Raw genomic sequence first — 24,982 nt, forward strand, 5'->3', positions numbered from 1 at the left:
GTGTTAGATACCGTAAGCAAGCGCTACAGCGCCTGCGGCGCCCGCTTAGGCTGCCTTATTACCAAAAACAAGGAGCTGCGTACCGCAGCATTAAAATTTGCCCAGGCAAGATTAAGCCCCGGTATGGTTGAACAAATTGCGGGTGAAGCCGCGGTTGATACTCCTGATGAATATTTTGAGACTGTAAATAAAGAATATACCAGCAGGCGGGATACTTTGGTTGCTGCATTAAATAAAATGGATGGCGTTTATTGCCCTAATCCGGGCGGCGCATTTTATGTGGTAGCCCAGTTACCTGTTGACAATGCCGACAAGTTTTGCCAATGGATACTGGAAACCTTTAGCTACAACAACCAAACCGTAATGATGGCGCCTGCAACCGGCTTTTACAGCACCCCAGGTGCGGGTACAAATGAAGTACGGCTGGCTTATGTGCTTAATAACGACGATCTTAAAAGTGCCATGACTTGCTTAGAGGAAGCACTGAAAGTGTATCCGGGCAGAACAGTTGGCCGGGAGCAACTGGCAGCTGGTAAATAGTTTGCAAGGAGAAATGACGTTTTAAAAGATTTGTCATCCTGAACGCGGTGAAGGATCTATTCGCAGACTGTACAGGGCGAAGAAGCATAGCGAATAATAGATGCTTCAAACGTTCAGCATGGCAAAAGCAGCAATCGCTTTTAAAATATTAAAGGATCGAACGCCAGAAAAATCTATCAAATAAAACTGTTTTGCACAGCATATTGGCAAATAGCGATGGGTTTGAAACCCATCGCTATGGTGAAAGTTTTAAAAGCGATTACCCTGATGACAAAAGACTTTTTTGCAAATACGTCATAAGGGCTTAAAATCAAGAAGTCTCCCCTACCGGGGGAGATTTAGAGGGGGCTCATTGCTTCGTGCCTTGTTATAACGCGTGGATATCTACTTCATCAGCATATTTTAACTCTCTATTAATATTATTAATAATTCTAATATGATTTATGAGAATATTTCTAAATTAGTGGTAAATGAAACGCTTATCACTTCCGTATATCTTATTTGCATTTTTGGCTTTAACAGCATTTTTAACATCCTGCAAAGAATTCATAGAACCATCAATTGCTAAAAGACAGGTACAACTGGAAGCCCCTGCAAACCAGTACCAAAGCACTAAATACACAGTTAATTTTTGGTGGGACGAAGTAGAAGATGCCTTGAATTACCGGCTACAGGTAGTTACTCCCGGATTTGATTCCATTGGCGGTTTAGTATTAGATACGCTAATAAATGGCAATAAATTTGCGTCGACCCTTGATCCTGGAAAATACGAATGGCGGGTAAGGGCAGAAAACGGAAGCTCTCAAACTGAATATTCAACAGTAAGAAGTTTCACCGTGGAGGAGTCATCGTTAACCAACCAAACCCTAACCCTCTCTTCACCGGCAAATAATGCAACCAGCAACCAAAGTACCATTCTTTTTAAATGGAACAGTTTATTCAGCGCAACCAAATACCAGGTAGAGATTGATACCAATAATTTTATTGACGAAAATACCCTTGTTTATAACCAGGTTGTCCCGGGTCAGCAGGTAAGTTTCAATGTACCAAAGGAACAGGTTTATGGCTGGCGTGTGCGTGCTGAAAATGAAACCGAACAATCTAAATGGTCGGCAATCAGGTATGTCACCTATGCAATCGCTTTGCCTGCACAGGTAAGTTTAGTTTCGCCCAATAATAGCAGTACCGTAAGTTTACCTGTACAACTTAACTGGAACGCGGTTACCGGCGTATCCGGTTATAAATTATACGTATTTAAAAGCGATTCGACCACTTTGTACAACAATACTTTCCCGGCGGCTATAAGCACCACCAGTTATAATTTTAACCTGGGTAGTAGCGGCGAAAAAATATACTGGAAAGTAAGTGCAGTAAACACCTCTGGCAAAGAAGGTAAAGCCAGCGGTTTAAGAAATTTCACCCTGCTATAAAAGGCGTTATGATCAAAAAAAATAAAGTTTTGACGTATGTGCTTATCTTCGTTGTGCTGATTGTATGGGGGATTATAATATACAGAATAGTTGCCGCGTACAGCGGAAGCAATGATGACGCCTATATTCCACCGCCTGCGGCCAAAGAGGTTTTTAATGATTATGCCATACCTAAAGATACTACCCGGTTAATGCTCAATTACAGGGACCCTTTTGGATTAATTGTAAAAAAAGATACGGTAAAACCCCGGTCTTTGGGAAGGCCCTATCGAAAAACCGGGATAACAAACATGAAGCCCGTTTTCAATTGGGATATTATCCAATATTCGGGATACATAAGGAATCCTGATTCAAAGAAGCTGATTGCCTTTCTGCATATCAATGGTAAAGAAGCCACGATGAACGAAGGTGAAACAATTGACCACGTAAAACTGGTTCGGAATATGAAGGATTCTGTACTGGTTAATCATGAAGGTAAAACAAAATATATCCGCATCAAACCCGCCAACTAAATGAAACTCGTTTATACTTTCCTATTCCTTACGTTAACGCTCCAGACATTCGCTCAAAAAATGCCGGATTATGGCCTGCACAAAATACGGATCACCGATACAGATAAAACCATACTGGCAGAGGTTATACCTGTTACATCAAACCCGGATGTGCAACCCGATCTTAAGTATTACTGGTATGCTGCCAACAAAATTCATACGCTGCAGGGAGGATACAGCGGGCAGCTGCTAAATGGCGTTTATACCGAATTTTACCTCAATAAAAACCTTAAAACACAGGGGATTTTTAAAAAGGGTTTAAAGGACGGAATCTGGAAAGAATGGAATGAACAAGGTATATTGACCCGGTTGGTTAACTGGGACCTGGGTATCCGTTCGGGTAATTTCAGTTTTTTCAACCCGGATGGGAGTGTGAAACAAACAGGAAAATATTACCAGGACGAGTTTAACGGACCCGTTGTAATTTATGAAGGCCGCGATTCCACCCGGACCGTATATTACAAAAATGGCCAGATGTTGAACGAAAAGCCAAAATCATTTTTTAACAAGATCGATATTTTTAAAAAGAAGAAAAAACCAGGCAAAGCTCATGATTAAAGCTTCGGCCTTATATATCGTGATCATTATAGCCCTGGTTATTGCAGTGCTCTGCTCATCCCTGATTCTGGCCGCCTATTTTTTTCGCGGACAGTACCAGGTAAAAACCAGGTTCGACCGCTTACAAAACAATCTTTCCTCCGGTGTTCATATCTTACTTACAAGCAGGGATAGTTTGTACCTGCAGGGCAAATCATTCAGTTTATTTAATAATGATGATGACTCCGTTAAGCTTAAAAATATCCCCTGGGGCGTATATGATATAAGCGTTGCCGAGGTTTTTAAGCAAAAGGATACCCTGTTTAAAGTGTTTTCAACCGCCTTTGCAATTGACTCTTCAAAATGGGCTGCAATATACCTCATAGATGAAGACAGACCCGTATCAGTAAGCGGGAAAACTATGGTACGCGGCGATGTATATATACCCAAAGCAGGCGTTAAACCTGCATACGTGGATAATAAAGCCTACCAGGGCGATAAACGGCTTATTATAGGTAAAACGCATGATAGTCAGCGTAAACTTCCCTTACTTAATCAAGGCAGGCTAAATATACTGGAGCGGCTATTCAAACAGTCGAGAGGCCCTGTAAACAAGAAATGGAATGCGGATACAACCAAAATTTCCTTTCGTGATCCAACCTATATCGTTAACCTGGGTTCAAATTCTTATACTTTAAAAAATACCAGTATATCCGGGAACATCATTTTGTATTCTGATACGCTGTTAACGATTGACAGTACAGCGATATTAAATAACGTACTGGTGTTTGCAAAAGCGATTTTGGTTAAAGAAGGCTTTCATGGTAACTGCCAGCTGTTTGCAACAGATTCCATAGGGGTTGAAAAAAATTGCAGGTTTAATTATCCCTCCTGTTTAGGCTTGTTGCGGTATAAATCGCCAATGGTAGGGTTTCCCCCGCAGATCAATATCGGTCAAAACACCAGGATAGATGGTTGTATTTTCACTTATGAAAAAGAAGCATCGGCATTGCCTGCAACCATTAGTTTAGGTAAGGGATCACAGATAAGCGGGCAGGTGTATGCACAAAATATGTTGTCGACAAAAGATAGCGTTACTATAAAAGGCAGTGCATTTACTACCCGTTTTATATACCAAAGTACATTTACCCGTTATGAGAACTACCTCATCAACCTGAAGATTGATGCCCCTTCCCTATCCAGGTATTATTTAACCAGTGAAATGATGCCGGTAGCATCACCAAAGAAAAAAATACTGCAATGGCTGGAAGAAAAATAGTAAAAAAAGGAATGATAGCCGCATCCACAATAGTCGAGGTGGTGGTGGCCATGGTTATTATTGTTGTGATATTTGGTATGGCCATGATGATTTTTGCCAATGTAACACAGCAGGCGCTGTCCACCAAAAAGATCCGGGCAGCTGCCATTCTTCAAAATATTCTGCTTAATGCAGAACAAACCCGGGAATTGCCGGAGCAACCATTTAACCAGGATAATTTAAGGATTATACCCGAATTAAAACCGGTTGAAAATGAACCTGAATTAAGTGAGTTGCATTTAACAGCCTATGACGAGAACCAACAGAAAATAACAGAGGTAAGGGAAATAATGATTAAAAAGTATGAACCATAATAAATTAAATGCTTTTACCATTATGGAGGTTACCATTGCTATGATGGTTTCGGCTATACTTATCCTGATAGTTTATACGGCATTTTCTGTAGTTAGCAGCTCTTATCATTCCTTTCTGTTTAAGAATGAAGAATCCGCCGGCCTGGTGCAGCTGGATCGGCTACTTCAGCGGGATTTTCGGCGGGCTGATATGATCATTAAAAACGACTCGGGAATTCTCCTGAAAAACAATAAAAGCAGCGTCAGCTATATATTAAACAACAATTACATTGTACGTGTAAGCGGAATTACTGATACCTTTAAGGTAAAAACAGAAAGCACCCACATGACATTTGAACAGCAGCCTGTGAGCATGGTTACGCAGGATCCTGTTAGTAACAGGATTGATGAACTTGAACTGGACCTGCTATCCCATAATGAAAAAATAACCTTTCATTATTTTAAACTTTACAGCTCTGCTGACCTTTTTAAACAAAACGCCAATGCCGACAATTGACCTGAGCCAATACGAAAAAAAGAAAGCACCCAAACCTTCAAAACCTACTGAGGAAGGTGGCATACTGGCTTTTTTAAACCGCGACATTAGTTTTGGGGGTAAAGAACTAAGTGATAAGAAGAAGGAATACCTGTACCTGGAATTAAGCTCCCTCCTGCTGGCAGGCATTAATTTAAAAACGAGCCTGGAACTGGTTACCGCCGAACAGGAAAAAGAAAATGACCGGAAATTATTTAAAGACATTCAGGATAGTGTATTAAATAATGGTATTGCCTTTTCCAAAGCTTTAGAAAAGTCGGGTAAGTTTTCGTTGTACGAGGTTTACAGTATCCAGATTGGTGAAGAAACCGGCAAGCTCTCTGAGGTACTGCAGGACCTGGCTAAATATTACCAGGGCAAAATCAAACAAAGGCGCAAAATTGTATCTACACTCACCTACCCTTGTATGGTACTGCTTTCGTCGTTTGGCGCGGTTTACTTTATGCTGAAGGTGGTGGTGCCCATGTTTGCAGATGTATTGAAGCGTTTTGGCGGCCAGCTGCCCTGGATAACCGAAATGGTTATTAGCATTTCGAAGGGAATGGAGACCTATTTTCTTCCGGTTTTCCTGTTGTTTACGGCGTTGATTATCTTTTTATACCGGGTACGCAAAACTGAAACTTACCGCAAAATTGTGTGGGGTTTCCTGTTAAGAGTGCCGGTGGCAGGTAATCTCATCAAAAAAATATACCTGGGCAGGTTCTGCAATTCTATGCGGTTATTGATCAGCGCTCATGTTCCGCTGTTAAGGGCTATTGCTTTGAGCAGGCAGATGGTGGGCTGGTACCCCATCGAATCCTCGCTGCAAAAGGTAGAGGACGACATTCTTAACGGTAAATCCCTGCACCAAAGTCTGCAGCAATTTAAGGTTTACCCCTCCAAAATGATCCAGCTGGTGAGGATCGGAGAGGAATCCAATAAGCTGGACTACTTTTTTGCAAAAATAGCCGAACAATACGGAGAAGAAGTAGAATACCAAACCACTTCCTTAAGCAGCATGATGGAGCCATTGTTTATTATCGTGGTTGGCTTCCTGGTGGGGGTTATTATGATAGCCATGTACCTGCCTATGTTCCAGATGGGAAATACGTTTCAATAGTGAGCTATTGCACACTTTTAATATGGCCGGGAATTTAGCATTTTCATCGGTCCAATACTGATATCGCCAGCCTGATAATATCATCAAAAATGCTTTTATCATTCGTCGACTTAGCGGTTACCCGGATACCTTTTACGGTATTAATTATAAATCGTGCCAGTGCCCTGGCATCCTGGTTATTGGTGATCTCGCCACTGTCCTGGCCTTTTTTAATTACCAGGTAAAATGCGTCCTCTATTTGCTGGTCGTTTTTACATATCATCCGGCTCACTTCCTCGTCGTGCGGGGCAACCTCTACCTCGGCATTCACCAAAAAACAACCTTTATGCTTCCGGTCTTCCAGCAGTTCGCCGATAGTTAACTCCAGCAATTGTCTGATGACCTCTTTGGCCGGTTGCGCATTATTAACAATCTGACAAACCTTACCCGAAGCCGCATTCTGATAGCTTTGCAACGCCTTAATGAACAACGAATGCTTATCTCCATAGGTATCATAAAGGCTCGACCGGCTGATGCCCAGTCCATCCACCAGGTCCTGCATCGAGGTGCAGTTATATCCCTTAAGCCAAAAAAGCTCTACCGCCCTGGCCAGCACTTCATTTTCATCAAAATCCTTTGGTCTTGCCATAACAAAAATAGCTTTGCTTAAATTAAGCAAAGCTATCCAATTTTAAACGTTTTTATCGGTAAATATCGCCTGTTATCTTACGCCACCGCCGGCCAGAAGGGTTTCGCCGGTCAACCAGCGCGACTCTTCAGAAGCCAGGAATACTGCAACCAGCGCTATATCTTCCGGCTGCCCTATACGGCCCAAAGGTGCTGTACGCTCGGTTTCAGCCTGGAAATCACTGCCAATAAATCCTGCTGTATGGGTTCCTTCGGTTTCAACCATACCCGGATTAATGGAGTTAACCCTGATCTTTTTTGGTCCGAGTTCTTTTGATAAAACATGGGTTATGGCGTCAACAGCGCCCTTGGTTGCGGTATAAATAGAACTGCCAACCGGTGCAATACTACTTACTACCGAACCTATGTTAATAATACTCCCACCGTTCTCGTTAAAGTTTTTTAGCGCATGCTGCGTTGTAAGCAACAAACCAAGCACATTGGTATTAAACTGGCTGTGAAACTCCTCTTCGGTAAGCTGTTCAATCGGGCTAAATTTATACACACCTGCATTATTTACCAGGATATCAACCGCACCAAAAGCCTTGTTTGTTTCATCAAACAGGCGGTTAATATCTGCTGTTTTTGATACATCGCCCTGTACCGCAATAGCTTTACCGCCATTGCTTACGATGTCTGCAACTACCTTATCAGCGCCGGCTTTGGCCGAAGCATAATTTACAACAACCAGGGCTCCCTCGGCTGCCAAGCTTTTTGCTATACCGGCACCAATACCTTTTGATGCACCTGTTATTACTGCTACTTTGTTTTCTAACTTTTTCATGGTRTGAGTGATTGTTTTTTATATTTCGGAACAATCATTCCGCTAATATATATTCATTTAGGACCAATCGTTCCGAAATGGTAAATTATTATCCGGGGATGACAAATGGATTGTAAAGGCTGAAGATCCGGTCTTCTGCTTAACATCGATAGTGGGCAAACGACCGATAACTAAACTAATATAAACGCTTTGAAGGTCTTTAATCATTTCCTCCCGGTTTGAAATTTGGCGAACCAGGTGCTTCAATAGGTACATATTGTTGATTTCATGGGCAAATAACTCATTCTTGTTGAACGTTATTTTGGCAATGCCTGCGGCCCAGGCTCCCGTTTATACGCCTGCAAGGCATTAGGCGCGAGGCCGGTATTCACTGCCATCCCTATTGCGAATTATTGCTGGTAAAAGGTTTTTTAGTAAAAGAAAATCTAAAAGACACAGGGATATGTATGTGCCAGCCTGGGATTATTAAAAGATAAAAACGCTGATCCCGGAATTTGCAAAATAAGTTGGTCCTTACAAATAAGTATGACTCAATTAAGACTGTCAATAATTTTTGACAACTCAAGGTACAATCCCCGCTGTCGCAATGCTCCTGCCTTAGGTAATCAACGCATTGCAGCCTTACAAAAACATCTATCCAAAAAACCGTTGCAAAACTACAGATATGATCCTTCTGGATTTCTGAATTTATAATTACGGCTCATACGTTAAAAATACAAAATCCCGGATGAAACTAACATCCGGGATTTGCAGCAAAAGGCCTGCGGTAGCGTTCAAAAAGCCCTGGCGGTAGCTTGGGACGGCATGCGTTTGCCAGCGAGGAGGCAATTTAATGAGCCATATTTTATTTTGTATGACTTATCCTTTCTCCCAATCATATTTATCCAGTATTTTTTCAAAATAAATTTCTTTAAACCCCGCTGCTTTAAGTTTATTTTTTGTTTCCTGTCCTATAATGTACAAAGGAGATTTTCTATGATAGCTTCCAAAACATATATCTGTTCTAAAAAAATTATCAGGTATTATTGATTTGTTTTTTAAACAGGCTGGGGTCGCCCCAATAATTTCCTCATATCCATTACAATACTCGCTATAGTTAATAAATTGAGTGCCTCTTGCTTTGCCATCATAATTAATTATATTATTAACTTTAAACCAATAAAATCCGGGGGTAGATAAACTGATAAATTCAAGATTCTCATACCCTTCAGTCTCACAAAAAAGCTTGAACCTATTGGACACAATTTTATAGCCATCATATGTTTCTGTAATATCCTTTTTTTTAAACACTCTAAATTCAGGATCTATTTTATTAGTATCATAGATGTTCCTATATTTTGTGCATTCATCTATCTCAAGTTTATAAAACATATACTCTCCATTGTCTGGCGGAGATAATACATAACCCAAAGTCATATCTATATAAAATTAAAGTGAATGCTGTTTAAAAAAATCTATCGCTGCATTAGCATAAGGTTTACTTTTATTTAAATAAAAATCTGCCATTGCTTTGATTCTTTGTTCACGGGTAAAATTTCGTTGTATATTTGCTCCTGAGTTATTACGTTGTGGCCTCATATGATTTCCGTTCCCATCGGTATAATTTACTAAGTGTTCGTTTAAATCCTTGTGTAATTGCTGGTGATCACCCTCAGCCATGGGTGTAGTATTTTGATTAGGTTCRCCACCCATAAATTTAGGATCCGAATGATGATTAACTGTTTTCCCACCTGAACCATTAGCATCCAGCCTTCCTTTTTGAGAACCCAAACTCGTTGCCGCAGTCGTTCCTGTAATAGCACCATGAACGGCAACTAATCCACCAACTGCTGCAACAGGTAAGGAAACTTCAGCTGTTAATCCTCCCGAACCTGCAGTTGCGGTTAAAGCTGTGGCCGCTGTAGTGGCCCCGCCTTGCACCTCTGCACCTCCCTGAATAATACTGACTATATCCCCTCCATCTTGCCCTCGATTAAAAGACTTGGTATCATTTACTAAATGACCTGCAATTTGCCTGATAGGTAATATACCTCCTGTATTGTTGTCAAGAACTGCTGCTGCATAACCTATCAATAAATCGCAAGTGGAGCAACCATCAGGCGCCCGCCCATCAGGATCGGTTAACTTTACTGGATTATCAAACACATAACCGTATGGCGAAGTACTTTCCTGCCCAGCCTCAACTAACGGATCCACACTTGTCCACCTCCCAACCACCGGATCATATAACCTCGCGCCATAATCGTACAGCCCCGTCTCTTCCTGCAACTCTTTATGATTATAAAGGTACAAGTTTTTAGCACTTGGCACGCTATTTTGTAAACTTTGTATAGTATACCCAAAGGCATAATACTCCGTGTGCTGCAGGTTTAAAGGAGTACGCTGTGTTGCATCAGTCGGGTCCCAGGTCAGGGTTAAACGGGTGTCGCCCAGGTGATCTTTTAGGTCGTATTCATATTTATATACTGTTCCGGTTTTCCTTGCCCTGCCTTCCTCGGTCTGGATAAAGGTGATGGCGCTTGTTCCGTTGTCGTATTCTATCCCGTTAACGTATTCGGTGGTGATGGTATTCCCCGAGGCAACATCTACAGAGATCTTGCGCAGCTTCCTGCCCGACGCATCATAAACGTACGCTACTGAGTTGCCGTTTGCTTTGGTGATCATCTGCGGCAGGTTCAGCATATTGTAGCTGACGCTGGTGATAGTTTTGTTCAGGTCTTTCAACTGGTTGCCGTTGCCATCATAGGTATATTCGTTGGCCAGCTTTACAGCATCGACGAAACCCCAGGTGCCGGGATAGGCAGCCGCATCGTCTACCCGCGTTTGCCGGTAGCCGCTGTAGGTATAGGTCAGCGTGTCTACCTGGATACGGCCGCCCACGTTATCATACCTGCCCAGGGCGGTAATGTCGCCCATGGTGTTATAGGTGACATATTCGCTGTGCAGTCCGTCTTTGGATGCCGCGCCTGTTGAGGACACCGCATCGTTCAACCGGTTTACCTTGTCATAGCGGTAATCATAGGTGAGGCTGCTGTAGGTGGTCCCCGATACCGGCGCTATTTTGGTGGTTACGGAGGCTATATTGCCATTGTACTGTGGCCTGGAGGTAGCAACGCTGTCATATTTCAGCTCCATGCCAAACTGGTCGGTGGTATCGCTGTTGGTCAGCCCGCCGTCACTGGTAAGCGTTGGATTATTGATATTGGTGAGCCATCCCCTTGGGTTATAGCGGTAGTTTACATTCTGCAAAAAGCTTACCCCGTTGTTAATGGAATGCAGTCCTTTTTTGACGAGCTGCCCGGTCTCGTTATAGGAGCTCTGGGCCACCATGATCTTGACCTGTGCCGTGTTAGCGCCGTCCTTCAGCTGGTTATAGGAGTTGCGCTTGCGGCCCATGTGGTCATAGATGTAAGTATCGGTGGAGGTTAGGTAGAGCACTTTGTCCGTTTTGGTTGCATTGGCCACATAATGCGTCCGTACAACCGAAGTAGGCTGTTTTGCAAAGTTGTATATCGTGACTATATCGTCATAATTCCACTGGCTCAACAGGCTTGCCCCGCCCAGGTAATGCTGGCTGAACGTGCGGATCACCTGGCCTTCCTTATCATAATAAGGCACATTCCACAGGTAGTCTGCCGTGGTATTCAGCACCAGGGTTTTGGTGGCGGCTAACAGCCCGGTGGTTTGCTGGCTGTAGGCGGCATTGATATGCTGGTCATACGGTGTAGGTAAGCCGGGAATGCCGGTATAGACATCATAGTAACTGATAATAAGCGGCACGGCATTAGGGCCCGTGGGAAAAGCGGTGTTGGTATACCCATTAGTGCCTGTTGTGTTCGGGGTTTCCCATTCCGTTGCACCTGCATTGGCAAGTACACTGGTCACATAGCTCTGCAGCGCGGCTCTCGTTTCCGTATGCCCTCCTTCAACCCCCGCTATGATCACTCTCCCCATCGCGTCATATTTGGAATAGCTCCAATCCTGGGGCGTTTTTTTGCGCTGTACCGAATCCTGGCTGAAGATTACCTGATCGAGCAGATTATATACCGAGTATTCCCAGCCTTTACCCGGAACCTTTTTTTCCACCAGCCGGTTGCGTTCATCATATCGGTACTGGTAGCATTTGGTATCTATCGTTGCTTGCGCAATGGCGGCATTGTTGTCCGGGCTTGCCCCCGGCGGCAGCACGAAGCACAGGTTGCCCAGGTCATCATATACGTAATAGGTGCTCAGCTCCTCGGCCCTGCTGGTTCTGGTATTGATGTTATAGGTACGCTTGAGCACTACATGCCCTTCCTTGTCCTTGTACTCCTCGGTGGTGCCAAAGCAGCCGTCGCCCTGTTTCCAGTTTTCGTCTTTGGTGATGGTTACATACAGCTGGTTCGGTGGATAGGTAGCCGTGTTACCGGCCCGGAGTAAGGAGCGGCTGCCGCCTGCGTTAATGGTCGCGGTATACAGTGCCGCCTTCCTGCTGCCTGCATTGGTAGTAATATTGGCGGTGTTGAAGTTAACAGTAGCCTGGTCATTGGTAGCAATAATGCTGCGCAGCGTGCTTTTGCTGCTATTTGCATCCGGCGTGCCCAAATTCTGCCAGGAATGGCCAGGCGCTCCCTGCTCTATCACCCGGTTCAGGGGCGAGGCTTCAAAGCCGGTCTGCGCGAAGGGATAGGGGGTTTTCACCACGCCATTGGTCTGCTGCCCTTCTGCTGCGCCGCCTGTTGGGTTGTAATATGCCCGTACGCCTGCGCCTGTGTTCAGTGCGTCGCTGCGATAAGTGCCATAGCTGGTGTTGGTCGTCCTATATGGCAAATACTTTACGGCTTCCCGTCCGTACGCATCGTAGGTAAAGGGCTGAACGATGTCATAGCCCGATGGCGATGCTTTTTGCTGCACCGTTTGCAGGGGGCGGCCAAGGCCGTCCAGGTACTGGATGGTGGTCATTACCGAATCCTTGGTTGCCGTTAGGGCGTCGAGTTTTGTATTAGTGGTTATGGCTTTGCGGGGTATCCTTGTACGCACATAGTTCTGCGTGGAGGTTTGCGCAAAGGTATTGATGGCAAGCAGCAGAGCCGGTAGGGTTAGCGCCGCTTTAATATATTTTTGATAATGGATGAGCATTTTCCTGTTGTGTTAAGGTTTGGTATTAAGGGCGGTAATTATAATCGTAGCTCTTCAGGATATTGCCGTCCTGATCTTTTATGTTCAGCAATCTTTGAAACCCATCGTACTCGTAATACGTCGTCATCCCTTTGGCATCGGTACTGCTGGTCATTCCAATCAGCGGATCGTAGGTGTAGGTGCTCATCTGGGCATTCGCCGGGCAAATCCTGATGTCGTCGAACCAGACCTTCGTGCCGCCGTTGGCCGCGCCGTTGTTGTCGATCCTGACGTTCAGCTGCATGACATCCGCGGGAACCAGGAAATCCTTTTCCACGTAGGTCCACTTGCCGGTAACGGTCGTTCTGGCGTAGTCGACGTAGCTGAAGTATCCCGTCTCGCCCGCGCGCTTCATGAAAAGATAGATATCCGCACTTGGACCATTGCTGTAGACCCAGCCCGAGTAGCGGTACGTTTTCGGCGCGCCCAGTGAGATGTCGAGCCACTTGCTGCTCATGCTATATATTTCCGAAGTCGCAGCGTCGTCGATCCTTCCGGACGCTCGTCCGGTGCGGGCAACGCTGGCATCGTACGCCGTCAGCGCACCGTCCCAGCTTCCGGTTTCCTCAAAGCCGTTGTACATGATCTCGCTGGCAGCCGCGTTAACTGCCTGTGCAACGGGATATTGATTATTGTAGCCCCACTTGTAGCCCAAACCCGGTGCGTTGGCCCTTTGCTGTTCCAGGATGTTGCCGTATGCGTCATACTTGTTGAACTTTGTTCTGGTCTCCACCGGACTCAACAATACCTGCTCATCCACGGTTTGCGGCAGCAGGAGGTTGCCGTTGCCGAACCAGTCGTTGTAATTGATATTGGCCAGCGCCAGCTGCGATCCGTTCTTCAACTGCTGGAACCTTACGGTGGGAGATATGATATTCCTACTCACCATCGTTTGATACACGTTGGTGCCGGAAGCCAGGTCATGAGGGTATTTAATTACATCCGTCAGCGTTTCCCCGTTGCTGTTGAATGTTTCCTTTTTGGTCATCAACGTGTTGGCCAAGTCCTCGTAATAAAAGTTATGAATGTTAACTATTTTGTTCCCGGCATCGTCAAATGTGGTATCCGATTGGTTTTGTAGCAGTATGGCACCCGTATTGTTAGGCACCCTATAAGGGAAAAAGTAGGACTTGTTTCCACCAACAGCCCCGGCCCTGGTAATTACCGTGTCAACATCTCCGCAGTTTCCATTGGTTTGGTACAGCACCTTAATTTTCAGGCCGGAAAACGAATCGGCACGGTAAGTACTGTATGTGCTTTCCTTGACGCTGACCGGCGAATAGCCGGAAGGTGTTGACTTATAAACGGATTCCCGCTTTAACGAACCGCTTTTCCAGGTGTTGTTCGTCAGCAACACGCCAACCGTTCCATAATCCGTCGACGCGTAATTCGAATTATCCTGATAGATATTGTACTGATAGATGGTTTTTCCGTTGGGCTGCCCGCTTGCGTTCACTTCGTATTTTGTTACCCCGCCATACGCCACCACGCTGCCGCTAAACTGGGTAGCGGGATAAATGCTTTTCGCGTGGTAAATCCGCGCGGGAATGTTGTCGGTCTGCCCGACTATACATCCGTTGGGCGAGGCTGCGCTGGAATATGAGCACCTGGAAAACATGTCCTCGTAATTTATCAAAAGATACGATGCGGGGGTGACCAGCGTTCCGTAAGCCCCGTAATCATAGAGGTCCTTGTTGACGAAGGCGCCGCCGATATCATAATTAGTAATCGACTTGACCCTTAATCCTCCGCCTATTTTTATTTCATGAATGTCGGTGGGTTCCAGCCATGAAATCAAGGCCGTGCCCTTAACGTTCGCATTCAATGTATAAATGCTCGTGGTAATGACGTAGGTGTGCCCAAGCGTAAGATTTAACATCGTTGTGGTCGTTTTAAGGTCCTGGTCGGGCGTCATGTTGGTTACCCGAAATATTTCCGTACCGGTGGTCTGGTCTATCATAACAACCCTYGGCCTATCGGTTACGTTCGGATAGTTGTATTTTGACAAAAACACGTCATACCTGAACGCGGTTTCGCTTGAGTCTACGGTAAATGAGGTTTGTGACGTTTGCTGAATGCTGCCATACGCATCACAGCCGACAGAATTTAGCCTGGTGGTTGCATAATCCAACGGATACTGGTGCGGCTCGAATTCGAATACGCTTTTTCCACCGGTTGGATATTGTATCGACTGGATCATGCAGGCCTGCATCGCATTCGCCTCGGGGTCCATGTGCGCCTCCCCAACCGTGTTGTATATGCCGTTCCATACGATGCTCTGGATAGGCATTAGCGACGTATTGTTAAATTGACCATTATTGAAGCCCCAGATGTCCTGCGCGAACGATTCGTTTGGCGCTATCGGATCGCTATTATAGGTCATCCTGTATCGTAGCGGAACATCGGCACTGTTTAGCGATACAAAACTTACGGAATCAAGCCGAAGGCGATAATTGCGGTTATCGGCGGTGGTGTTGGTAGGGTTGCTGAAAAAATAGGACTGGTGCAACTTAACCTTCTTTATTGGCTTGTAGACGCCGTTGAGTTTCGAATACACGATAATGCTATCCAGGCGACCTTCGCTGGTGCGGTCGGCCCTGTCAAATAGATTTTTGAGAACGACCTTGCCGCCCTTCCAGGTGATTTCCCTGGGATAAAGGTTGTAATGGCCCATCTGCGTTACCGATGATTTTTCTCCGGTTATGTCCGTAGTGCCGATACCGCCATTTACGTTGCACAGGGTTCCAAAAGAATACGTAAAGTTCCAGGTCCGCTCTATGTCGCCCTGGCGGGCATCGTAATTAAAATATACCGTGTCGGCCACATTCTGATCGATCATTTTTGAAAGGCGCCAGGAACTGGTATACGTTCCCGGCCCGATGGCCGACTGACTTATCAAGCTGGTGGTTTCCTTCTGGTCGAATATGTAGGCGATCCCGTTTTCATCGGTAACCTTGAAGTTGGTGCCGATTTTTTCTATGCGGTTGTTGGTCACCGGAATCTGCAGAATCGAGCCGTCCTGCCGGTACATGAATTTCCCGCCGGATCCGTTCAGGCTGTAGGAAAAAACATCCTGCTCCGTTTCTGCCAGGCCATCACGTACGTTCAGGTAAACTTTGGCAAGTTGCATGTCCGTTGTTGGCCCGTACATTGTTCCCTGGAAATAATTGTATAAATTGTCGAGGGATGGTGCCGTGGTAAATCCTCCGGTATTTTCGTCAGGAAGTCCGATCATATTTCTTGACAGTATGCCGATGCCGTTCATGGCCCAGCCAAGGCCGGTACTCGATGCCACCTCATCCACCCGCACGCCTCCCGAATGATAATCGAGCGTAATGGGCAGGGTGATCTTTCCGACGTGGATTTCAAAAACTGGTATGGTTATGTTGGGCACGCCCGTCGTGTAGCTTACTGGTATGTTGCCGAACTTGCCCAGACTTGCCGCATCGGGAGAAACGGTTGAAACGTTGATAACATTTTGGAATGTGTTAGCCGTTTGTGCATAGCTGGCTTTTAAACACAGAATCTGGAATAGCAAAAAGAATGCGAAAGCAATGGGATTGGTTTTAACGGACATTGTGAGGGGGTAAAGTTTTTAAGAGCGCTTGTGGAGTTCTATTTTGGTTACGGCATGCATATTCGAGGATATAGACGAGGAAATTATCAAATATCTTTTCAGCTGCATGAAAGGCCATTCAGGACATTGTTAGTTAGCAGCCCGGCTCAGCGTGCAATGCACCATGGAGCCGTTCAAACTGATGTCCATACCTATGGAATCAGCATACACGACGCCGTTATGCGGAATATCCAGCCCATTCACCGTCACCTTAAAATGAAGCCCGGCGGTATCCAGCTTCCCTTCTTCAATAGGGAATTCGCCAAGCGTGCTTTTGGCCGTGCCGGCAACAGAATCGCCAAGCAGGGTAAAATTATAGGTTAAGGGATATGCCGTGCTATCGGCGGTTAATAGGTTGCCGGTCCATTTGCCCGAAAGGTCGGGGAGGGCGGCGGAAAGTAAGACAGTAAGGCAGGAAATGGATATGGCAGTGATAAATATTATTCGTTTCATAAATTGCGATAAGGTTATTTTTAAGCACCGGCAAAATACAATTTTAATAATACTTATAAAAAAACATTTTAATATTCATTAATTAATTGAGTTTTTAATAATAATATATTAATATAATTCAATAATTAATTCAGTTATGTTATTAATTAATTTTCAAGAGTTTAAAAAGTAATAATTAAAATTACCCCTTTCATCCCTCACCTGTCGACAACTCCAGGTAGATCTGCATGGTGAGTTTCTTTTCATTTTCGACGCCCGATCCTGGGGTTATCAGTTTAAAATCAACAGAGCGGACGATCCCTATTTGATCTAAAGAATGTAACTGATTTAAAAACTTATTCAAATTAAAAAAGTCGCCCTCAAAGTTTAATTTTTGGATGATAAACTTATCGGTATGGTAAAAAGCGTCCTGGGTTGGTACTTCTATCAGTTTAACGTTTTGCTTTTCGGCCACAAGCGTTATCGTGCTTATAATATTGCTGCGCAGTAAACTGGTATCGGCTTTATAAAGGTTAAGGATGTTATCCAGGTTGGTGCTTTTTCGCTCCAGGTACCCGGGTTGGTAATCAAGGTTATTGGCTTTGGCAGCCTGCCCGGTTAATTGCCTGTGCAATAGCCAGGCTTCCACCGTTTTCCTGAACGAAAGCTGGTAGCTGATCATTAAAAACAGCACAATACCGGCTATCAATATATAATTCTTTTTTATCGGCAGGTTTTTAAGCATATCAATAATCTACTATAATGTTAAATTTCCCGGTACTCAATTCGTTATTATAGTTATAGTTTTCTAACTGAACATTTTTAACCCATTTTTTTGTTTTTATCCGGGCTATCCATTCATTTACCTCAATTATCCGCGCAGAACTTCCAGCCATCCTGATCCGGTGATCTATAAACTTTAATTCCTGCCGGTTGCGGTTGCCCAGGTCGTCTACCGGGTTAATGGCTATCTCCTTCATAGTGATTTCGCCGGGAAGCAAGGCCGCAAGCTGGTCTACCAGCATGGCTTTGTTGATACCGCCATCCCATCCCAAATCATTAAGCAATGTTTCCTTTTCCTTAATTTTATCTGTTAAAGCCTGCATATCGCTGCTGCTGTTCGCCGAGAGACTTACCTTTTCGTTAAGCTGTATGTTTTCGGAATTTAACCAGGAAAAAAACACAAAATTAATGAGTAAAAGAACAAAGAAAACACCAAGCATCAGGGCACCTTTTACTTTGAACTTTTTGGTATCGATAGTTTGCTGAAACCGCGCCTCCAGCGCCTCCACATTTGCCCTGATCAGCTCGAGTTTGGCAGCTAAAACCAATTGAAAGGCAGTGGCGTAAGGCAGTACCAGTTTTTGATCGATAACTTCCGAATCAAGCTTTAAGGTAAACGGAGTGGTGAATGATGGATCGAGGGATAAACCTGTCCAGTTCATGGCTTCATCGCGACTAATCTTATTGCCGTTAAATATCACCTCGTTTTCATAAATATTGAGCTGATTTAAAATATGCGCTACAGGGAAAGGCCCAAGGCTCAGCATTAGCACCGTAAACCCCTGCTGCTGCAAAATATTGATCCAATGATCTGCAACTGTTCGCCTGATCATTGCCACAAACACCTGGTCGCCGGAAATAAACTGTTGCAGGTAAAAATCATTGCTATTCAAATCGGGTAATATCCTGGAGATATCATGCTGGTTATCTTCAGGTATCGCGGTAAGCTGTTTAAACAGGATCCCCTTCCCCGATAAATTTAGCGCGATTGGAATTTTGATATCAAGATGCCGTGGAAGCCCATCTATAGCATCCAGTTCAACAACCTTTTTTTCGATGGTGAGTTGCTTATGATCTGTGATCACCTGGCAACAACTGATCTCACAGGAACCATCCTTCCGGATATTTACTGCGACGCCGGCCGCCTGACTGATGCTATAATATTGCGCTAACAGATCCATTTGCTTAGCGGATAATAGTGGACTTGATAAACAACACGGTAACCACCTTGGAGTTGGTTTTGGAGCGACTGCTGAAGATCCATTTTAAGATAGGAATTCTTGACAGCAAGGGGATTCCTGAACCGCTGTCGTCGCTTTCTGTCCGCTCCAGGCCGCCTAATACTATTGTATCCTCGTTATGCACCCGCAAACTGGTCTCAAATTTACTAATCGCCTGTGGCGGAGGTGAACCATCAGTTGGGATGGATGTAAAATCGGATATATTTACCCTGATTCCCAAGGTAACCTGGTCATCACCGGAGACCACGGGTTTGATCGCGATTGACAGATCGGCATTAACCTCCTGGTAAACATTGGTAAATATGGATTGCGCGCTTTGAATAGAGGGGATCACGTTTTGCGTGGTATTTTTATAATAGCGCTTGCTACCAATACTTAAAGTGGCCGAATGACCGTTCAGAGCGGTTAGTTTTGGAACGGAGCGTACATCTATATTGTTATTGGCTTCCAAAGCCTGTAACCTGACATAAAAATTGGGTACCACATGACCGAGGTTGAGCGAGGTCATTTTACCTACACTGTTCAGGAAATCGTTTACTCCCCGGGCGCCAAAGGTATAATCCAGCCCGGGTAATACCGACCCTCCTGTTTYTACGCTATCCGAAACTCCGGCGGAGATCCCTGTAGAGACAGTCCTGCTTTTGTGCACATCTATCATGGTCACTTCTATCATTACTACAGGCACCAGTACATCCAGTTGTTTGATAAATCCTTCAACTTCATCAATTTGCGCACCTGAACCCGAAAGCAGCAGGGTATTTTGTTCGCGAAACTCTTTGATCTCGATACCTCTTTTCCAGTCGCTGGGGATCATGGTTAAAATGGTATCAATGGCACGGTTTTGCAGATGAATTGCCCTGAAAGTACGTAAGCCTTCCAGTTTACGGTCGCCTATAACATAGATGCCGTTATCGGCATGAAAGGTATACTCGGTACTTTTAAATAACAGGCTTAAAAGGGCATCATAGCTCACATCATTTACGTGAAGCGTGATGGTGCCTTTAATATCCGAATAAATAGAATAATTTTTACCCGTTTCCTGCGATGCCTGTTTAACCAGGTCGATGATGGGCGAATTGACCGCATCTGCAGAGATCAGTTTCTGCCCGTTAACTACCCTGACAAATAAACCGGTAGCCGCACCTACTCCCTGCTGACCGGCATTGCGAAACGTTTTGCGTACCGCAGTATTTTTATCCCCATTTACATATACTTCCTCATTTTCATCCAAAGGTTGAAAAAGGTAAAAGTCGTCTGCAGTGCGCACCATTTTTATCTCGTTGGCATAAGCAAATTTACCCAAGGCTGCATCAAACGGAGCATCCGCAATGTAAGCGGTAACCATTTTGTTTTGCAGTGAGCCCGGTACTACAATGTTTTTACCCGATACCTGGGTTATTTTCCTGGCTACTGCCGGCAGGCTATCATTAGCTAATGACAACGACAGCGTGTTATTAGCTGCGTTATACTTCACCCCTATCTCCTTAGAAGGAGGTTTTAAGAACTGATTGGGGTCTTTATATGGTGTAATATTTATAATGGACCCAATCACGGTAATATCCAGGTTGTACTTTTGGGCCAGCAGCACCAATATATTGGAGGCTGTAACGCCCGTAAAAGTATCCGAGATACTAAAATTCATACCAGGGTCCGAGCTGATGCTCAGGTTATTTGACCGGGCTATGGCGTTCAGGTATTCGTGTATGGGAACGCCGGTAACCAGCAGCTGAACTTTTTGGTTAAGGCCCGGAACATTGCCGGCCAGGTCATCCAGCCTCTGTTTGATGATCTCTATCCTATCCTGCTGTTGGGCGTATAGTTTTAATGATCCGGTTAAAATAAAAAAGCAACAAAGCAGATATGTAAATTTTTTCACCATGCAGTAAATCAATAGTTAAATAAAAGGGGATATATCTCATCAATGGATGTTAACCCATCGCTAAACAGGCTAAAGGCGTTCTCTGCCAGGGTACGGATACCTCTTTCTTTTAAAAGGCCCTGAACATTCATGTTACCGTTTTTTATTTCCCTTGCCAGGTCGAGGTCTACCGGAATAACTTCATAAACCGCTTTTCTGCCCTTATAGCCGGTATAGTAACACTTTTCGCAGCCCCGGGGGGTATAGTGCAGTGACACCTCATGGTAAGGCTTAAACTGGCGGGGATAAAGGGAATCATCAAAATCCTTCTGAAGCTTGCAGTGCGGGCATAATAAACGGATGAGGCGTTGTGCAACAGTTGTGTTTAAGGTATTGGCCACCATATAAGATGGAATCCCCATATCAATAAGCCTGGAAACGGTTCCCCAGGCAGAATTGGTATGTATGGTTGATAATACCAGGTGACCGGTAAGCGCCGCCCTGATGGCCATATTGGCGGTTTCGGTATCACGGATTTCTCCCACCATGATCACATCCGGATCCTGCCGCAGAAATGTACGTAATGCCGCGGCAAAAGTGAGCCCGATAGATTCTTTCAGCTGCACCTGGTTAACCCCCTCCAATGTATATTCAACAGGATCCTCAATTGTAAGGATGTTACGGGTTTCCTTATTCAGCAGCTTCAGGGTGGCGTAAAGGGTTGTGGTTTTACCGGAGCCTGTGGGCCCGCTGATTAGCAGGATACCGTTAGGCCTTTTTGCTCCCTGCAGGTAGTTATCCAGGTCGAAAGCAGAAAACCCCAGGCTGTTCAGATCGATATCGGTAGCGTCGTTATTCAATAACCTCAGCACAACCTTTTCGCCATACAGAGTGGGCAAAACCGAGGCCCGGATATCAAACTGGTGCCCCTGGTGACTAAAATTGATCCTGCCATCCTGCGGAAGTCGCTTTTCGGCAATATCCAGGTTGCCCATGATCTTTACCTTATTAATGAGCGCGGGATAATCATCCTCCTTCAGCAGGTAGCGTTCCACCATATTGCCATCTATACGGATCCTGACGCGGCACTTGTTTTCATATCGCTCAATATGAATATCACTGCTTTTCAGGTTCTTGGCCTCCCCAATCAGGTTCATCAGGAAGTTATCCTCATCATGATGTACGCTAACCTGGGCAGATCCTTTTATCGTGTTGTCTTTTATATAATACTTGGATAGCAACCGGGAAATATCGGCAGCAGCTATAGGCTCAAGCGAAACCGCTATGCCCAGCAATACTTCCAGCTCGGCGGCAAGGGCGTCTGTATCTACATCATCATCACAATATAGCCAAACATGACCACGTGCACTGCCCTTTGGAAGCACACGGTAATGCCAGGCCATATCTTTGGTGAGGATATGGATATGTTCGGTTAATAAAACAATCTGGAGGTCTGTGTTCATGGTATTAGGTAACGAAGCAGCCAGTAATCATCGGTAATATTTACATGAAAATACCACCAGTCGCCTGCTAAAAATACAATAAATAATAAGGATTGAAACCCGGCAAGCGGAATATATTTATTTTTATTTTTTGTTACAGATTGCCATAATATCCACATTAATAAAACAACAGGCATACTCGCTATATAAAAAAATATATAGTTAAATACCGACAGGTAAACAGCAATAACAGCCTGAAATAAAACATCGCCCCAGCCTAACAGACCGTCCGTTATATTGATAAGCCTGCCCTTTTTAAAATAAAAATAAAGCGTTAAAACAGCCAGCACCATTACAAGAAAACATATATTATTTACAGTCTGCTGAAATACAATAGCTAAATCATGACGTTCCGGTACGTGCAGAGACAATAACCCTACAGCCAACAAAGGAAACGCTATCCAATGTACCGCCCGGTACAATATATCCTGAATTAAAATGAGGGATAAAATCAGCAAAAGAAAAATCTGTATAGTCAGCAGCACCTTAATCCGGGGTAACTTCTTTTAAGATCTTGTCCTGGTTCATTTCCCATACGTTAAAGGTACCGTTCTGATTAAAATCAACTACAGCGGTAGCCCTGGCGGTAAAACCCGAGTTGGAGGCACTGGAAATTTCTATCCGGTAATTGGCCCGGGCATCTTTACCTTCGGTGGTTAGTTTCTCCTGGATAAAGCCCAGTTCGTTCAGGTCGTTGGTATATTTGGAGTGTTCGTAAAAATAGGTCTTTTCCAGCATCTGCACATGCTCAAGCTGTAGTTTGGCCTCGGTGGTTTTCGCCCTTGTAATTACAGGGAGCAGGTTTGGTAAAACCAGCAACACCAGTATACCGATGATGATGAGCACCACAAGAACCTCCATTAATGAAAAAGCCTGTAGTGATCTTTTAGGTTTTGGTTTAAGATACTTTTTTAGAAAAAACATGTATTGAAATATGTAATGGCTTAGGATTAAATCTACTATTATAATTTTGAGCCTAAGTTAATAAAATCTTCTTATTTACTAATTTATTGTTTTTAAGAAAACAATAAATTAAACAGTTATTAGCAATGTAGGTTGAAAATCGCAGGAAATAAAAATGATAGGAAACCATAATGTTGTAMCTTCGAATGATTACGTTTGTAGTTTTTGACCAAATAAAAAGCCCTGAGAAACTAATCAAAGGGCCTTTTCATGGAATGGAGGTAAGTAACACAGATTTTGGCACAACCGGTTGTTTTTCAATATCATTATCCTGGTTATCCGCCCGACTCACCTGGCGTTCACCAAATAGGTACTAACTGACCCGTATATTATGCTACCTAATGCATAGCCATTTCTCCCGAAAGTATCTCATCATTTAAAACGAAGCGATGCAAGCATTTCGCCTTTAGGGAGTTCCCGTGCAGTATAATGAAGGCTGAGCTCATGATTAACATTGTTTTTTTTCAACTGCAGCAGATCCTTTACCGATATTACCATATTTAAATCGGAACCGGTGGCATTGGCAAATTCAAATTTCTTCAATATATTTCCCTTCTCGTCTTTTATGGCTATGCTTCTGTTAGTGCCGGCCCCTTTTACAGTGCAATGTTTGTAGGTGATGCGTAGTTGGTCATTGTCGTTTGCCTTACCCAGCTGCAGTACTCTTAAACTCAATGGCTGGTTCACCGCCTGTTTTAGGATGAGCTTGTTATTAAGATAGATCTCGTAACTGTCCAATCCGAACTTTGTTGTGAAACCAAATGCAGTGAAGCATAGTGTAATCAGCGTAAACATCTTAATAAACGCATGATTGAATGTTGTGTGTTGCATAATATAAATTTTAAATGAAATCCCTGATTATTTTCTGATAACAATATTAAGCAAACAGGAAATGAAGCAGAAAAATAGTAGACCAACTACCGGAATAATAGACATCAGCGTTTTATCATCATACTCCTCTACTTTTTGTGCAGTTTGTTGATGTGATTTTGCCCGGCTTTCCCACAAAGTGAACTTATGCTAATTGAAAAAACTATGATGGCTTTATAAATAAAAAGCTTATTTTCAACCAATGAGTAAATTAAATAAGGCATTCGAGCTTTTTGATGCTTACAATAAGCAAGACCCCCGTAGTTTTACATGGGAAGGTATAAGTGAGCCACAGGAATATTTTTTTGCTGTTAAATTATATGAGTGGGTTTTAAAACTGGATCCTGATGCTAATGAAGAACTATTATTAGCCTCCAGAAGTCAGCATATCGGGCGATGGGAAATCCCGCGTGAGGATTACCCGGACGGGCGCGATCCCTATCTTAAATGGCGTAAAAACCTTGCCCTGCACCATGCTGCTATTGCCGGGCGTTTAATGAAAGAAGCCGGTTATGGCGATGAGACAATAGATCGTGTTAAGCAGATCATCCTGAAACAACGAATTAAGGTTGATCCTGATGTTCAGACCATGGAGAATGCGCTTTGCCTGGTGTTTCTGCAATTACAATATGAAGAATTCCGTAAAAAGTACGAGCATGAACCAGAGAAAATAATAAATATACTTCGGAGATCATTATTAAAAATGGATGCGAACGGGCATCGGCTTGCACTCAAATTACCCTATTCGGCAAACGGACTTGACCTGATTAATAAAGCGTTAAGCAG

22 protein-coding genes are annotated in these 24,982 nt (G+C 44.1%); 9 read left to right on the plus strand and 13 right to left on the minus strand.

The window, feature by feature from the left end:
- From AC1DPZ_RS05615 to AC1DPZ_RS05650, 8 genes are all read left to right on the plus strand, one after another.
- Positions 1–540, plus strand: a 540-nt coding sequence (locus tag AC1DPZ_RS05615; RefSeq protein WP_477401837.1) for an aminotransferase class I/II-fold pyridoxal phosphate-dependent enzyme, incomplete at its 5' end; no start/stop codon positions are given.
- A 470-nt stretch (positions 541–1,010) separates the two neighbouring features.
- Positions 1,011–1,970 (plus strand): fibronectin type III domain-containing protein, encoded by a 960-nt coding sequence (locus AC1DPZ_RS05620; RefSeq protein ID WP_477401838.1) that lies wholly within the window; start codon positions 1,011–1,013, stop codon positions 1,968–1,970.
- A gap of 8 nt (positions 1,971–1,978) precedes the next feature.
- Entirely contained in the window at positions 1,979–2,482 is a 504-nt protein-coding gene (locus AC1DPZ_RS05625) for a hypothetical protein (RefSeq protein WP_477401839.1), read from the plus strand.
- Positions 2,483–3,079 carry a toxin-antitoxin system YwqK family antitoxin gene (locus tag AC1DPZ_RS05630; protein ID WP_477401840.1) on the plus strand — a complete coding sequence of 199 codons (597 nt, stop codon included), beginning with the start codon at positions 2,483–2,485 and terminating at the stop codon, positions 3,077–3,079.
- On the plus strand, positions 3,072–4,337 hold the full coding sequence (locus tag AC1DPZ_RS05635; protein ID WP_477401841.1) for a hypothetical protein: 1,266 nt from the start codon (positions 3,072–3,074) through the stop codon (positions 4,335–4,337). The genes AC1DPZ_RS05630 and AC1DPZ_RS05635 overlap by 8 nt, the downstream gene beginning before the upstream one ends.
- A complete protein-coding gene (locus AC1DPZ_RS05640) occupies positions 4,319–4,690 on the plus strand; it encodes a hypothetical protein (RefSeq protein WP_477401842.1) in 372 nt (123 codons plus the stop codon). Before AC1DPZ_RS05635 ends, AC1DPZ_RS05640 begins: the two co-directional genes overlap by 19 nt.
- Entirely contained in the window at positions 4,680–5,186 is a 507-nt protein-coding gene (locus AC1DPZ_RS05645; RefSeq protein ID WP_477401843.1) for a PulJ/GspJ family protein, read from the plus strand. The genes AC1DPZ_RS05640 and AC1DPZ_RS05645 overlap by 11 nt, the downstream gene beginning before the upstream one ends.
- Complete coding sequence (locus tag AC1DPZ_RS05650; RefSeq protein ID WP_477401844.1) at positions 5,173–6,324, plus strand: type II secretion system F family protein; 1,152 nt, start codon at positions 5,173–5,175, stop codon at positions 6,322–6,324. The genes AC1DPZ_RS05645 and AC1DPZ_RS05650 overlap by 14 nt, the downstream gene beginning before the upstream one ends.
- A 43-nt stretch (positions 6,325–6,367) precedes the next feature.
- On the opposite strand, the gene AC1DPZ_RS05655 is transcribed toward AC1DPZ_RS05650, so the two are convergent.
- The 13 genes from AC1DPZ_RS05655 to AC1DPZ_RS05715 all read right to left on the minus strand — a co-directional run bounded on the left by AC1DPZ_RS05655 (position 6,368) and on the right by AC1DPZ_RS05715 (position 24,157).
- Positions 6,368–6,952 (minus strand): TetR/AcrR family transcriptional regulator, encoded by a 585-nt coding sequence (locus AC1DPZ_RS05655; protein WP_477401845.1) that lies wholly within the window; start codon positions 6,950–6,952, stop codon positions 6,368–6,370.
- A 72-nt stretch (positions 6,953–7,024) separates the two neighbouring features.
- Entirely contained in the window at positions 7,025–7,774 is a 750-nt protein-coding gene (locus AC1DPZ_RS05660; RefSeq protein WP_477401846.1) for an SDR family NAD(P)-dependent oxidoreductase, read from the minus strand.
- A gap of 858 nt (positions 7,775–8,632) precedes the next feature.
- Positions 8,633–9,190: a hypothetical protein gene (locus AC1DPZ_RS05665; protein ID WP_477401847.1), complete on the minus strand. Its 558-nt coding sequence runs from the start codon at positions 9,188–9,190 to the stop codon at positions 8,633–8,635.
- A gap of 12 nt (positions 9,191–9,202) precedes the next feature.
- Positions 9,203–12,892: a DUF6443 domain-containing protein gene (locus AC1DPZ_RS05670; RefSeq protein WP_477401849.1), complete on the minus strand. Its 3,690-nt coding sequence runs from the start codon at positions 12,890–12,892 to the stop codon at positions 9,203–9,205.
- A 25-nt stretch (positions 12,893–12,917) separates the two neighbouring features.
- Complete coding sequence (locus AC1DPZ_RS05675; protein ID WP_477401850.1) at positions 12,918–16,508, minus strand: carbohydrate binding domain-containing protein; 3,591 nt, start codon at positions 16,506–16,508, stop codon at positions 12,918–12,920.
- Positions 16,509–16,637: 129 nt separating this feature from the next.
- Positions 16,638–17,000 (minus strand): hypothetical protein, encoded by a 363-nt coding sequence (locus AC1DPZ_RS05680; RefSeq protein WP_477401851.1) that lies wholly within the window; start codon positions 16,998–17,000, stop codon positions 16,638–16,640.
- Between the two features lie 190 nt (positions 17,001–17,190).
- Positions 17,191–17,724, minus strand: coding sequence for a hypothetical protein (locus tag AC1DPZ_RS05685; protein WP_477401853.1), 534 nt, complete (start codon positions 17,722–17,724; stop codon positions 17,191–17,193).
- 1 nt (position 17,725) lies between these two features.
- Complete coding sequence (locus AC1DPZ_RS05690; protein ID WP_477401854.1) at positions 17,726–18,943, minus strand: hypothetical protein; 1,218 nt, start codon at positions 18,941–18,943, stop codon at positions 17,726–17,728.
- A gap of 4 nt (positions 18,944–18,947) precedes the next feature.
- Positions 18,948–20,882, minus strand: coding sequence for a type II secretion system protein GspD (locus AC1DPZ_RS05695; protein WP_477401855.1), 1,935 nt, complete (start codon positions 20,880–20,882; stop codon positions 18,948–18,950).
- Positions 20,883–20,890: 8 nt separating this feature from the next.
- Positions 20,891–22,324 carry a GspE/PulE family protein gene (locus tag AC1DPZ_RS05700; protein WP_477401856.1) on the minus strand — a complete coding sequence of 478 codons (1,434 nt, stop codon included), beginning with the start codon at positions 22,322–22,324 and terminating at the stop codon, positions 20,891–20,893.
- Positions 22,321–22,821: a hypothetical protein gene (locus tag AC1DPZ_RS05705; protein WP_477401857.1), complete on the minus strand. Its 501-nt coding sequence runs from the start codon at positions 22,819–22,821 to the stop codon at positions 22,321–22,323. Before AC1DPZ_RS05705 ends, AC1DPZ_RS05700 begins: the two co-directional genes overlap by 4 nt.
- 28 nt (positions 22,822–22,849) lie before the next feature.
- A complete protein-coding gene (locus AC1DPZ_RS05710; protein WP_477401858.1) occupies positions 22,850–23,287 on the minus strand; it encodes a type IV pilin protein in 438 nt (145 codons plus the stop codon).
- 411 nt (positions 23,288–23,698) lie between these two features.
- Positions 23,699–24,157, minus strand: coding sequence for a hypothetical protein (locus AC1DPZ_RS05715; RefSeq protein WP_477401859.1), 459 nt, complete (start codon positions 24,155–24,157; stop codon positions 23,699–23,701).
- 241 nt (positions 24,158–24,398) lie between these two features.
- On the opposite strand from AC1DPZ_RS05715, the gene AC1DPZ_RS05720 reads away from it, so the two are divergent.
- Positions 24,399–24,982 (plus strand): DUF4202 domain-containing protein (locus tag AC1DPZ_RS05720; protein WP_477401861.1); only part of this gene is annotated, 584 nt, incomplete at its 3' end.

The sequence above is a fragment of the Mucilaginibacter sp. P4_G9 genome (assembly GCF_056400985.1).